Origin of the sequence: Desulfuromonas sp., from assembly GCA_002869615.1 — a bacterium.
In the GTDB taxonomy this organism is placed as follows: domain Bacteria; phylum Desulfobacterota; class Desulfuromonadia; order Desulfuromonadales; family UBA2294; genus BM707.
The window spans coordinates 21,202-34,155 of the sequence record PKUH01000113.1 but is presented as its reverse complement, the minus strand read 5'-3'; the positions used below and the strand labels follow the sequence as shown (position 1 = coordinate 34,155).

Sequence of the window (12,954 nt, the reverse complement as noted above, 5' to 3'; positions counted from 1 at the left end):
TTTAATTTTAGGATTCAAATGTAAATGTTGCAATTGGTGTTGCAATTTATAGCAACGCAACACAATGCAACATTGTTGATGAGGGGTCAAATCAGGTCAAATCGAAACGTTTCATCCAGCGCCAGAGGGTTGTGCGGTCAACATTGAATTCTTCGGCAACCTCGGTCCTGTTGCCGTTATGTTTTTCAAGGATGCGAAGCAATGTTTCCTTGTTGGGGCGCCGTCTTGATCGGGTTGCAACATCCTTGTCGCGTCGACTCATGGTGAGGGATGCCGGGAGCTGTTCGAGCTCGATTTCGCCGCTGTGGCAGAGAATGACAACCTGCTCGACCAGATTAAGGAGTTCACGGACATTCCCGGGGTAGTCGTGTTCGAGCATGACCTGCATCGCTTCGGGGGAGAATCCGCGGATCCGTTTGCCGTACTTCTGGTTGAACTTATCGAGGGCAAAATCGAGGAGCAGCGGTATATCTTCCGGCCGGCTGTTGAGCGACGGTACCTCGAGAGAAACAACATTAATACGGAAAAAGAGGTCACGCCGGAATGTTCCTTCTTCAACCATATCGACAATGTTGCGGTGAGTTGCGGTGAGAAATCGAACATCGGCCTTCTGCGGATGCTTGGCGCCGAGGGGTTGGTATTCGCGGTTTTCAAGCACGCGCAGTAGTTTGACCTGGAGCGGCAGCGGCAGGTCGCCGATTTCATCAAGAAAGAGCGTGCCTCCCTGAGCCATTTCAAGGCGGCCCGGGCGGTTCTCCATGGCGCCGGTGTAGGCGCCACGCTTGGCGCCGAATATCTCGGCTTCGAGTAAAGGTTCCGGCAGGGCTCCGCAGTTGACCGTGACCATCGGACCGTCCTTGCGCCCGCTCAGGTCATGAATAGCACGGGCAATGAGTTCCTTGCCGGTTCCGCTTGCGCCCTGAATCAGGATGGTTGCGTCACTGAGCGCGACATCAGGGATGACATTAAACAGGTGCTGCATTTCATGGTTGCGACTGATCATATCCTGAAACGAGTACATATCCTTGATTTCCCGCTTCAAGGCCAGAATCAGGGAGAGGTCGCGCAATGTCTCGACACCGCCGACGGCATTACCGTGCTCATCTCGTAAAACTGAAGCGCTGACCGAAACATGCAGTTTTTGATCATGCCGATCGAGGATATCAAACTCCCGGTTGGTGACCGGAGCGTCGTTGAGCATCGCCAGCCGAACCGGGCAGTCGCTTTCGCAGACTGACGTGCGGAAGACTTCAAAACAGTATCGACCGATTGCTTCTTCTTTGGAATATCCGGTCATTTCCTGGGCCGCACGGTTAAAAGTGGTGATGCGCATATCGTTATCAACGGTAAAAACACCGTCAGCAACACTGTCGAGGACTGCTTCGCAATATTCCATGATTCTTTACTCGCCGCAAATAGGTAGCAGGTTATTTGATTCGTTTAATTTATTATAGCTAATATGTTGCATTTGCAACATATTAGCAACACTAAAATGTGGAATTAAAAAACATCAGGATGTTTCCCTGAAAATGATTGGTCCAGCGCAAGTTGCGAGGGAAAAATGGCAATGACTGAAAATGGTGTTGAAAGGTTAACTTCTGCCGTTTTTTATTTGTAATTTTAACAGGATAGGGTGTATGTACTGAATCGTGATCATTGCGAAACAAACAAAATATGGAATACTCTAGTTAAGTCTTCTGCAGGTGATGGGCGGATTATAATGAATGAGTTGATCGGCTGGCGAGAGTGGCTGGCCTTGCCGGGTCTTAATATCCCGGCGATTAAAGCGAAGATCGATACCGGTGCCAGGACGTCTGCCCTGCATGCCTATTTCATCGAACCGTTCAGCAGGGATGGCGTTGACATGGTTCGTTTCGGCATCCATCCGCTGCAGAAGAACAATGATCTGGAGCTGGTGTGCGAGTCCATTGTCAAAGATCAGCGGACCGTAACCGATTCCGGCGGACATCAGGAGCGTCGCTATGTGATTGAAGAGAAGGTCGTGTTTAGAGATCTGTCGTGGCCGATCGAATTGACATTGACCAATCGCGACACCATGAAATTTCGCATGTTGCTGGGCCGCACGGCCCTGGCAGGGAACTTTAATGTCGACCCGCAGAAATCTTTTCTCGGAGGCCGCGATCTGAGAAAGGCATATTCGAAAGGAAAATAATGAAGATAGGAATTCTCTCCCGGAACCCGGAACTTTACTCAACCCGTCGTCTGGTCGAGGCGATAGAGCAAAGGGGGCACGAGGCCAAGGTCATCGACACTCTGCTCTGCTACATGACCATTGCGTCGCAGCGGCCGACCATTCATTACAAGGGAGAAGAGTTGACCGGTTTTGATGCGATTGTCCCCCGGATCGGCGCGTCAATCACCTTCTATGGCACTGCGGTTGTCCGGCAGTTTGAAATGATGAACGTTTACAGTGTTAATGAATCGGTCGCGATCAGCCGCTCGCGCGACAAGTTGCGGAGCATGCAGTTACTGTCGCGCAAGGGGATCGGTCTGCCGGTGACCGGCTTTGCCCATACGACCAGATATACCCAGGATCTGATCTCCCTGGTCGGTGGGGCGCCGTTGGTGGTGAAACTGCTGGAGGGAACCCAGGGGATCGGGGTGGTGCTTGCCGAGACCAAGAAGGCGGCTGAATCAGTCATCGAAGCTTTCCGTGGCCTCAAAGCCCAGATCCTGGTGCAGGAGTTTATCAAGGAAGCCGGCGGAGCCGATATCCGCTGCTTTGTCATTGGCGACAAGGTCGTGGCGGCAATGAAGCGTCAGGGCGCCGAAGGAGAATTTCGCTCCAACCTGCACCGGGGCGGTCAGTCTTCGGTGGTCAAACTGACTCCGGAAGAGCGATCGACGGCTGTGCGCTCCGCTAAAATCATGGGTCTCAACGTCGCCGGGGTTGATATCCTCCGATCCAACCATGGCCCGGTGGTCATGGAGGTCAACTCATCACCGGGGCTTGAAGGCATCGAAAAGGCAACCGGCAAGGACGTTGCCGGCCAGATTGTTCAGTTTATCGAAAAACAAAGCAAACCGGGGAAAACCCGAACCCGGGGCAAGGGCTGAATGCAACCACCGATTACCATAGGCGGTGTGACGATCAGGCCCGGGCAGCGTGCAACCATCGATCTGCCGATGGCCAAGCTCTACACCCATACCGAAATGACCCTGACGGTCCATGTTATTCATGGTCGCAAGCCGGGTCCGAAAATGTTTGTCACCTCGACCATCCATGGCGATGAAATCAATGGCGTCGAGATTATCCGACGGCTGCTGAAGCGTAAAAATATCGATCGCCTGCGCGGGACACTGATAGTGATTCCCGTCGTCAACAGCTTCGGATTTATTCATCGCAGCCGCTATCTGCCGGATCGAAGGGATCTCAACCGCTCGTTCCCCGGGTCGGAAAAAGGGTCGCTCGCCTCGCGGCTGGCCAGCCTGTTGTTGACGGAAATCCTCTCGCACTGTACGCATGGGATCGATCTCCACACTGGATCCAACGACCGGTTCAACCTCCCCCAGGTCAGGGGTGGTCTTGATAATCCTGAGACCGAGGCGATGGCGATCGCCTTCGGTGCGCCGGTAATGATCGATGCACAGACGCGGGATGGTTCCTTACGCGAAGCGATTGCCGATCTCGGTATCCCGATGCTGCTGTATGAGGCCGGTGAATCGTTTCGTTTTGACGAGTTATCGATCCGCACCGGGCTACGCGGGGTCCTCAATGTGATGCGCGCAATCGGTATGCTGACCAGTCGGCCGTCCCGGATTTCACATTCGATCTTCAAATCATCAGCCTCGAAATGGGTGCGGGCGCCGATCAGCGGTATGCAAATCAAATCGACGGTTGTCGGCCGACATGTCAACAAGGGGGATGATCTCGGAGTTGTCTCCGATCCTTTTGGCGAAAAAGAAAAAAAGGTCACCGCTCCCGTTTCCGGACTGGTTGTCGGCCGGCTGATTCAGCCGCTGGTCTATCAGGGCGACGCGCTTTATCATATCGCCATGCTTGAAGGGGACCCGGATGCCGAACAGGTGGTTGAGGACCTGAAATCCGATCTCGGTCCGGAGGACTTCTGGCCACAATTGAAATAACTTGAGTAAAAAGCGAGGTGAACGTGAAACGGAGTTCATTGGAAGGAAAATTAAAGGACTATTTTAACATACTGGTCAAAATTGTATTTGCATTTATTCTTCTTTTTATCATGCTCGGGATGATCATCGGTGTCGGGCGGCTTTTTTATCAGGTTTACGCGCTCTTTAATGGCACTGGAATCAGCGGTGAATTTTATAAAATAATTTCGGATGTTCTGACCCTTTTCGTTCTGGTCGAGCTATCCCGGTCGCTGGTCGAATATTTCAATATCAACCGCATCCGTTTAACATTTATCATTGATGGCGGAATCGTTTTTGTGCTGCGCGAAGTGATGATTAATCTTTTTAAAAACCAGCTGGAAGCGACTTCAATTTTAGCTCTCAGCGTGCTTTTACTGGTTTTGGGAATGATCCGAATCGCCTCGATACTGGTGCATCAGCGGGAAACAGCTGGCGGGAGTCGAGCAGAAGAAACGGGTTGATTATCGCCGTTTTTTGTGCCCGGCGATCGTGGAAATGGAAATACCACAGAGGATGCCGAGACAGAACAGGGTCAGCATCAGCAGTGAACGCGGCAGGGTGAAGCCCCAAAACAAAAAAGTGACTTCGACCTGTTCAATGTTCTGCAGGGCGAAAAGTGATATCAGGATCACTGACAGGACAATGGAGATCAGCTTCAGTTTCATGTCGACGCCTGCTTTCTTCAGTCAGTTTAAGAGTATACTTTATCCGTAGGATATCAAGCTCCTGTTGCTTTTGAGGAGAATCGGATGTTCAAATTATTGAAGATAAAAGCAAAAGAAGTTGGCCTGGCCCCCGGAACCCTGGTTCATGTCGGTGAACAGAAGATCGAGAACCCGGAACTGAACATCATCGATTATGCTCCGGAAAAGATTGAACGACTTGACGATGTAACGATCGAAGAATGTACGCCACTGAAAGAAACCTCGAGTGTCAGCTGGATTAATCTCTACGGACTGCATGATATTGAATTGATCAATAAACTGGGAGAGAATTTCGGCATCCACAAGCTCGCCCTCGAAGACATTCTTAATACTGGCCATCGATCGAAGTTTGAACTCTTTGATGATTACGTAGTGATCATTCTCAAGATGCTCAGTTTTGATGACGAAAAAATGGTTGTCAATGCCGAGCAATTCAGTTTTGTTTTCGGTAAAAATTACGTCCTGTCGTTCCAGGAGCGCCGGGGCGACGTATTCAATGGTGTCCGAGAACGCTTGCAGCGGAAGAGTGGAAGAATTCGAAATCGCGGGGCCGATTATCTCGTTTATGCCCTCATCGACTCGGTGGTTGACAGTTATTTTCATATCCTCGAAAAAATCGGTGACCAATTGACCCTGCTCGAGCAGGATCTGATTCACGAGCCGACCCAGGATTGCCTCAACCGGATCTATCATTTTAAAAACCAGCTGCTGGTTCTGCGTAAATCGATCTGGCCGCTGCGGGAGGTTATTGCCGAAATGCAGAAGGAAGATTCGGCGCTGTTCGATCCGGAAACCCGGATGTTTCTGCGCGACCTCTACGACCACTCGATTCAGGTAATGGATACCGTCGAAATTTTTCGTGACACCGTCTCAGGGCTGCTTGATCTGTACATGTCGAGCGTTAGCAACCGGATGAACGAAGTGATGAAGGTTTTAACGATCATGGCCTCGATTTTTATTCCACTGACCTTTATTGCCGGAGTGTACGGGATGAATTTCGAGTATATGCCGGAGCTGAAGTGGCGCTGGGCTTACCCGGCAGTCTGGATGCTGATGGGTGCGACCGTCGTCGGGATGATCCTCTATTTCAGGAAAAAAAGATGGTTCTGATGCCTCGGAGTGATGGATTGCGGATCAACGCAACGATATTGCTGGCCGGGCTGTTCGCCCTCCATCTCCTGATGCCTTATGGTGTCCCTGCGGCCGAGGAGACAGCTCCGGCAACGCCGGATTCCATCCAGGAACAGGTAGTCTACCCGGGCTTGGAAGAGGTTGTGCCGCGCTCTTCGCAGATCGATGCCGACCTGGTCAAGCTGATCGCGGCGCTCGAAGAGATCAGCGGTCCCGAGACCTTTACGGATGACTATCAGAAGGCGAGGAAAGTCTGGGGGGAATTCGAGGCGAAGCTCAAGGAGTATGGTCAGCCAAAGGATTGGCCGGTTAATCGCCTGCTTAATGTCAGGGCCCAGGTCGACAACCAGAGCCGCAGTCTCAAGCAGCTACTCGAGCAGGTCGGTGTTCCATTAAAAAATCTCGAAGAGATTCGCACGGAATGGACCGAGCGGCAAGAGTATTGGGCCAAGTGGCGCAGCTCGCTCGAAGCGGCCGGGGCAAAAGTTCCGCGCCAGACCTTTAATAAGGTGCGCAATGCAATTGACGAAACGCTGGCCCGGGCGAAGAAGAAATCGACTGATTTGCTGCAACTGCAGGAACAGGTCTCACGATTACGCGAAGAAATGATCGGTCTGCGCGAAACGCTTGATACCGAAGTGGCGGCACTGCGACGGGACCCCTATAAACGGAATGCCCATCCCCTGTTCAGCAGTGATTACCTGGCGCAGCTCGATGAGAGATTGCTGGTCAGAACCGGCGAGGGGGTGCGCGCTGCATTACAGTTCGACACGTCGTTTTTCAAGCAGCATAGCTGGCTTCTGCTGGCACAATTCTTCCTGGTCGCCGGGCTGATCATAGTATTCAAGCGGCTTGAGGTCTCATCGACCGCCAGAACCGAAGATTGGCAGTTTATCTTCCACCGGCCGGTCTCGGCGGCGCTCTTCATTGCCCTTGCAGCGCCTGTTCTTTTTTATAGCAGTCTACCGCCGCCGCTTTTGCAGCTTTTTATCCTGCTGATTGCAACGATATGTGCGGCACGCCTGGCGAGTGAGCTGTTGCCGGAAGGAAACCAGCAGACACTGATTTATATTCTGGCCGGTTTTTTCATTGTCTCGAAAACCTTGACGACCCTGGCACTTCCGCTACCGCTCTACCGGCTATTTCTGGTTCTGGTTTCGGTGTTCGGTCTGCCGTTTCTCTATTCGATAGCCCGCCGACACCGCAAGCATTTCACCGGACGTTTCGATCGCTACCTGCTGATCGTAAGCATCGGGAAAGGGATACTCCTGGTTGTCCTGATTGCCCAGATAAGTGGTTACGCGACCTTTGCCCTGCAGCTGATTGAATCTTCGATCGGCACCGTGTTCGTAATGATTTTTGCCCTGATGGCGATGCGCATTGCCGAAGGCGGGATCGAATACTTCTTCCAGTCTGATATTGTCACTGATAGCCGGTTTGTCAAAAACCTCGGGTCGCGGGTCAGCGGCCGCTTCTCACGGATCGCCCGGATTGTGATCACGGTTATTACCCTTCTCTATCTGCTCGAGATCTGGGGACTTTATGAAAATGTCAACGCCGCCTGGGTCTCCCTGATTGCTCTCGAGTATTCAATCGGCGAGTTTCATATTTCGGTCAGAATGGTTGGCCTGATCCTGATCGTCATGTATTCGGCGATCCTGCTCTCGTGGTTTTTTCAATCTTTTCTGGAAACGCAAATCTTTTTCGGCAAACAGATCGATCGCGGTGTAAGAGACGCTTTCAAAAAACTGAGCCACTATGGATTTGTCCTGGTCGGCTTTATTGTCGCCATGACCATGGCCGGAATCGAGCTGCAGAACTTCGCGATCCTCGCCGGTGCCTTCGGTATCGGTATCGGTTTCGGGTTACAGGATATTTTTAACAACTTCGTCAGCGGATTGATCATGCTGTTCGAACGGCCGGTCAAGGTCGGGGACGCGGTTATCATCGATGGCCAGTGGGGGGCGATCCTCAAGATCGGCATGCGTTCGACCGTCGTTGAAACCTGGGACCGTTCGGAACTGATCGTGCCGAACTCACACATGATATCGGAAAAGGTTCTCAACTGGACACTCTCCAGTAATGTCTCGCGTGTTACGCTCAAAGTCGGGGTCAAATATGGTACCGATCTGGAAAAAGTGATCGAGGTTCTCAACCAGGTCGGTGATGGCCATCCGGCGGTGGTCAGCGATCCACCGCCATCGGCGATCTTTACCGAATTCGGTGACAGCTCAATCAATTTTGAACTCCGGGTCTGGGTCGATGATATCAAGAATCGCCTGACCCTGATCAGCGACCTCGGAGTGGCAATCAGCCGGGAGTTCAAACAGGCCGGTATCGAGATACCTTTCCCGCAGCGTGACCTGCATCTCAGGAGCGTGGCGCCGGAGATCGATCTGTCGGGACAAAAGAGATAGGTCGCAGTGTTGGGGTAAATGTCACGACCACCTGCCAGCTTTCGCCGGTATGCTGGTTCTTCTCAATTGATTTATTTCATGAGTCGGAAAATGATCAAAAACAATAAATGAGCAAATGTGGCCGGAAGCCAATAAAAAAAGGGCCGCCCATTGGGCGGCCCTTTTCTGTGTCCTGCTTTGATTTGCTGATTAACCAGCGATCTTGGCAACGGCTTCGAAGATCGGGCCGACACCGAAGAAAATCAACAGTGCAACGACGAGAACGTAGATAGCGAGGGACTCGATCATTGCCAGACCGATCAGCATGATGGTCATGATCTTGCCGCTGGCGCCAGGGTTGCGAGCAACGCCTTCAACAGCCTTGCTGATAGCAATACCCTGGCCGAGGCCGGTACCGAACGAACCGATAGCCATGCCGAAAGCAGCAGCGATAACGCACATAGTGTAAAATTCCATGATGTTTCTCCTTCCTGTTTTTTGTTGTTCCTAAAAAATATAGGACTTGAATCAACCGTTTGAAACGGATTAGTGAGCTTCTTCAATAGCGCCGGCGATGTAGATCATCGACAGCAGCATGAATACGTAAGTCTGGATAAAGGCAACCAGAACACCCATCAACATGATCGGCACCGGAACGATCAGCGGCGCCATGAAGATGAAGACCATGATAACGATCTCGTGGCCGTACATGTTGCCGAACAGACGCAGGGTCAGCGATAGCGGCCTGGCGAGATGGCCGATAATCTCGATCGGCACCATCAGCGGCGCCATCCACCAGATTGGACCGGTAAAGTGTTTGAAGTAGTGCAGCCCGTGTTCCTTGACGCCGATAATGTGGGTCATCAAGAAAACGATGATCGCCATTGCCGCGTTGGTATTCGGCGAAGCGGTTGGCGGGTAGAAACCGGGAATCAGGGCGATCAGGTTACAGGTCAGGATAAAGAAGGCAATCGTCGCGATCAGCGGGAAGTAGGTCTTTCCCTTCGGTCCCATGATCTCTTCAATCATTCCCTCGATCATGTCGATGACCGGCTCGAAGAAATTCTGCAGGCCGGACGGCACCATTTTCAGGCCGCGGCTTGCGACGAGAGCCAGAACGATCAGAATCGCCATGACCAGCCAGGTGTACAGAACGTGATTACCGACCGCAACGTGGACCTTGTGGGCAATCCACTCAAGGAATAAAAAAGGATGAACCATTACGATAAATCTCCCGTGAATAAACTCTTTATGACAACTACGAAAACGTTTGCAACAATTATCGACAACCCGATCAATATCCCGATCGGATCGATATCATAGTTCATGATCAGCAGCAGCAGAATCAGGGCGATGATCACCAGTTTCAGCATCGAGAGGATCTGCATCAAGAACTTCGATCCGGTCGCCGTCGGCCCCAGCAGTTTCTTTAGTGACCGGTTGAGCCAGTAAAAGCTGGCAATCGAAATCAGGCCACCGGCCAGAATCCCTTTCGTCATCGGCTGTGAACCGAAAACCAGGGCCATCAGCAGCGCCACTCCAAGGATTAGCCAGTTCCGGCGAAAGAAACTTCTGGTGAAAGCCAGTTCAGTGCTGATCGTCGGTGTCTTGCTGATCGCTATCATCCTTCATCGCCCGCTTCGATAAAATGAAAATGTTTCTGAATCCTGAAATGATTCCCAGAAACAGAAAAACAAGAGTGAACCAGGGCGATGTGTCAAGCCATTTGTCAAGCTGGTAGCCAACATACAAGCCGATCAGGATGGCAGCGACCATGGCGATCCCGAGGCTGGAAGCATACATCAGGGATCGGTACATTTGGTTTTTGTTGTCTGACATCCGGAGCCCGGTAAATTGTATACAGCATACAACTCGGTCTAAAAACGACTTTTTCTAGCATAGCAGGTAGTCCAAGTCAACTTTTTTCGCCAATAAAAACTCTCATCTGTGGTGTTCCCCTTGATCGTGTTGTTACGACGAAGAATTATGGAAACAGTTGAAAAAAATGGATTCGCGATCGGGTCGGGAATGACAGGTTTTTGGTTTTTCGTCCCATGGCGGAGCGCCGAGGGGGGCACGGATTTAAATCGAAACAGCCGTAAAAACTGTTTGAGGACAGAATTGCCGACTGGCAATGGCGGACGGAGTTTTTTTACGGTCGATTTTCATCTGTGACATTTCGGGAACAACTGAGAGTTGGGACGCAGCGTTTTTCTGCTTACTCTTTTTAGCGTTGCCAAAAGAGTAAGGCGCAGTGTGAGCGCGCACGCTCACGACTCAACCTTCCTGGAAAAGCTATGACAAAACGTTCGGTAATCGTTAGAAGTGAGATGCCCCAAAAAAAAGCCCTGTCACGTGACAGGGCTTTTTGAATTTAAAACTTGGTAAAAAGTGGGTAACGAATCAAAGCGCCTTAAAAGATTTCTCGGCTGCAGCGATCGTCGCATCGAGATCTTCGGTCGAGTGGGCGGCACTCATGAAGCCGGCCTCGTACTGGCTCGGAGCCAGGTTGATCCCTTCTTCGAGCATCGACTGGAAGAATCTGGCGAAGATCTGCGGCGTCTCCGCTTTGACGTCGGCAAAGCAGAAGACCTCTTCCGGTTGGAAATAGGTGCAGAACATGCCGCCGACCCGCTGCAACGAGGTGGCGACGCCGGCGCTTTCAGCAGCGGCCCGCAGACCTTTTTCGAGGTAGGCGCTCTTTTCTTCGATTTTGTCGTAGAATCCCTCTTCCTTGAGCAGCTTCAAGGTGGCAATGCCGGCGCTCATCGCCAGCGGGTTGCCGGAGAGGGTGCCGGCCTGGTAGACGCCGCCGTCCGGCGAGAGGGCTTTCATGATCTCTCGCTTGCCGCCGAAGGCACCGACCGGCAGACCACCGCCGATGATCTTGCCGAGGCAGACGAGGTCGCCACGCACGCCGAAACGTTCCTGGGCTCCGCCGTAGGCGACGCGGAAGCCGGTCATAACCTCGTCGATGATGAGAACGATGCCTTCGGCATCACAGAGCTGACGTAACCCTTCCAGGAAACCTTTTTTCGGGGCGACGCAGCCCATGTTGCCGGCGATCGGTTCAAGGATGATCCCGGCAATTTCGCCTTTGTTGGCTGCGACCATCGCCTTGACTTCTTCTAGATCATTGTACGTTGCGGTCAAGGTGTGCTTGGCAAAATCGGCCGGTACGCCGGGCGAGGTCGGCACGCCAAAAGTGGCGAGGCCGCTGCCGGCCTTGACCAGCAGGGAATCGGCGTGGCCATGATAACAACCGTCGAACTTGAGGATTTTGTCGCGGCCGGTGTAGCCACGGGCCAGACGGATGGCGCTCATGGTCGCTTCGGTGCCGGAGGAGACCATCCGCACCATTTCGATATTCGGGTAGGCATCACAGACCATTTCGGCAAGGATCGTCTCTTTTTCGGTCGGAGCCCCATAAGAGGCGCCGCTGTCGGCGGCGGCCTTGATCGCTTCAACGACCTTGGGATGACAATGGCCGAGGATCATCGGGCCCCAGGATCCGACATAATCAATATAGGTATTTCCGTCGGCATCCTCTATTTTCGAGCCCGCGGCCTTATTGATGAAGATCGGGTCGCGCCCGACCGATTTGAATGCCCGAACCGGGCTGTTGACGCCACCGGGGATCAGTTCCTTGGCGCGGGCGAACAGTTTTGCAGACGTCTGCTGGTTCATAATTTCCTCACAGAATTTGAGATGAATGGAAGTGAACGTCTGCTTAACACAGCGCTTGTTTGATGTCAAGAAGGGTTGGCGAGCAAGGCTCAGCGGCATTGATGGCGCCGTAGCGATCCCGGTGTCGTTAGCCGATAGGCAGCTGGTATTCAGTTGCATTGTTGGCGAAATGTTTTTATTATCGATAAATATTTCTGCGGTAAATCGATTAATGTTTTATTGATAATGAAAATAAATAAATTTGACTTTCGGGTTGAATCTGATCTATAACGGCTGGTCAGACCAATTTACCCGGATGGTTTTCAGGAGACTCAACGATGGCTGAACTGCTGCTGATTCTGGTCAGCGCCATCTTCGTAAATAACTTCGTTCTCGCCCGCTTCCTCGGCATCTGCCCGTTTCTCGGAGTTTCGAAAAAAGTCGAAACGGCTCTCGGGATGGGAATGGCTGTTACCTTCGTCATGACCGTGGCGACGGTTGTGACCTGGTTTATCCAGTACTTTGTCCTGATCCCGTTCGGGATCGAATATCTGCAGACCATTGCTTTTATCCTGGTGATTGCATCGCTGGTCCAGCTCGTAGAGATGGTTATCCAGAAAACCAGCCCGGTCCTCTACCAGTCTCTCGGCATCTTCCTGCCGCTGATAACGACCAACTGTGCTGTCCTCGGTCTGGCTGTACTCAATATCCAGAAAGAATACAGTTTCCTTGAAGGGGTCGTATTTGCCCTCGGAGCAGCGATCGGTTTTACTCTGGCGATGATCCTGTTCGCAGGTCTGCGTGAACGGGTTGATCTCTGCCCGGTTCCGAAATCGTTTCGCGGCACCGCTATCGCCCTGATCACCGCCGGTCTGCTTTCGCTCGCTTTCATGGGCTTTGCCGGACTGGTAAAAGGTTAAAAGAGACGA

At 52.1% G+C, this 12,954-nt stretch carries 14 protein-coding genes; 7 read left to right on the top strand and 7 right to left on the bottom strand.

The features are described from left to right. Positions 1-91 precede the first annotated feature (91 nt). On the bottom strand, positions 92-1,396 hold the full coding sequence (locus tag C0623_14195; protein ID PLX97981.1) for a Fis family transcriptional regulator: 1,305 nt from the start codon (positions 1,394-1,396) through the stop codon (positions 92-94). Between the two features lie 324 nt (positions 1,397-1,720). Between C0623_14195 and C0623_14190 the strand changes: the two genes are divergently transcribed. From C0623_14190 to C0623_14175, 4 genes are read left to right on the top strand one after another with little or no spacing between them, the layout of a single operon-like run. Next, positions 1,721-2,173 (top strand): ATP-dependent zinc protease, encoded by a 453-nt coding sequence (locus C0623_14190; protein PLX97980.1) that lies wholly within the window; start codon positions 1,721-1,723, stop codon positions 2,171-2,173. Further along, positions 2,173-3,078: a 30S ribosomal protein S6--L-glutamate ligase gene (locus C0623_14185; GenBank protein PLX97979.1), complete on the top strand. Its 906-nt coding sequence runs from the start codon at positions 2,173-2,175 to the stop codon at positions 3,076-3,078. The genes C0623_14190 and C0623_14185 overlap by 1 nt, the downstream gene beginning before the upstream one ends. After that, the gene (locus tag C0623_14180) at positions 3,079-4,107 is read left to right on the top strand and encodes a succinylglutamate desuccinylase (GenBank protein ID PLX97978.1); all 1,029 of its coding nucleotides are present in this window, start codon (positions 3,079-3,081) and stop codon (positions 4,105-4,107) included. A gap of 38 nt (positions 4,108-4,145) precedes the next feature. Further along, positions 4,146-4,589, top strand: a complete 444-nt coding sequence (locus C0623_14175) for a hypothetical protein (protein ID PLX97977.1) — start codon at positions 4,146-4,148, stop codon at positions 4,587-4,589. Here the strand turns inward: C0623_14175 and C0623_14170 are convergent, their stop codons facing one another. Next, on the bottom strand, positions 4,590-4,793 hold the full coding sequence (locus C0623_14170; protein PLX97976.1) for a DUF1049 domain-containing protein: 204 nt from the start codon (positions 4,791-4,793) through the stop codon (positions 4,590-4,592). Positions 4,794-4,877: 84 nt separating this feature from the next. Between C0623_14170 and corA the strand changes: the two genes are divergently transcribed. Next, complete coding sequence (corA, locus tag C0623_14165) at positions 4,878-5,942, top strand: magnesium and cobalt transport protein CorA (GenBank protein ID PLX97975.1); 1,065 nt, start codon at positions 4,878-4,880, stop codon at positions 5,940-5,942. Beyond that, the gene (locus tag C0623_14160) at positions 5,933-8,380 is read left to right on the top strand and encodes a hypothetical protein (GenBank protein ID PLX97974.1); all 2,448 of its coding nucleotides are present in this window, start codon (positions 5,933-5,935) and stop codon (positions 8,378-8,380) included. Before corA ends, C0623_14160 begins: the two co-directional genes overlap by 10 nt. Positions 8,381-8,569: 189 nt before the next feature. Here C0623_14160 and atpE read toward each other — a convergent pair whose 3' ends face one another. The 5 genes from atpE to hemL all read right to left on the bottom strand — a co-directional run bounded on the left by atpE (position 8,570) and on the right by hemL (position 12,046). Then, a complete protein-coding gene (atpE, locus tag C0623_14155; GenBank protein PLX97973.1) occupies positions 8,570-8,836 on the bottom strand; it encodes an ATP synthase F0 subunit C in 267 nt (88 codons plus the stop codon). Positions 8,837-8,905: 69 nt separating this feature from the next. After that, positions 8,906-9,580 carry an ATP synthase F0 subunit A gene (gene atpB / locus C0623_14150; GenBank protein PLX97972.1) on the bottom strand — a complete coding sequence of 225 codons (675 nt, stop codon included), beginning with the start codon at positions 9,578-9,580 and terminating at the stop codon, positions 8,906-8,908. Beyond that, positions 9,580-9,984, bottom strand: coding sequence for a hypothetical protein (locus C0623_14145; protein ID PLX97971.1), 405 nt, complete (start codon positions 9,982-9,984; stop codon positions 9,580-9,582). The genes atpB and C0623_14145 overlap by 1 nt, the downstream gene beginning before the upstream one ends. After that, positions 9,947-10,198 (bottom strand): magnesium transporter, encoded by a 252-nt coding sequence (locus C0623_14140; protein PLX97970.1) that lies wholly within the window; start codon positions 10,196-10,198, stop codon positions 9,947-9,949. Before C0623_14140 ends, C0623_14145 begins: the two co-directional genes overlap by 38 nt. A 564-nt stretch (positions 10,199-10,762) precedes the next feature. Beyond that, positions 10,763-12,046: a glutamate-1-semialdehyde-2,1-aminomutase gene (hemL, locus tag C0623_14135; GenBank protein ID PLX97982.1), complete on the bottom strand. Its 1,284-nt coding sequence runs from the start codon at positions 12,044-12,046 to the stop codon at positions 10,763-10,765. Positions 12,047-12,363: 317 nt separating this feature from the next. Here hemL and C0623_14130 point away from each other — a divergent pair, with 317 nt between their 5' ends. Continuing rightward, entirely contained in the window at positions 12,364-12,945 is a 582-nt protein-coding gene (locus C0623_14130; protein PLX97969.1) for an electron transport complex subunit RsxA, read from the top strand. The last annotated feature ends 9 nt before the right edge of the window (positions 12,946-12,954 follow it).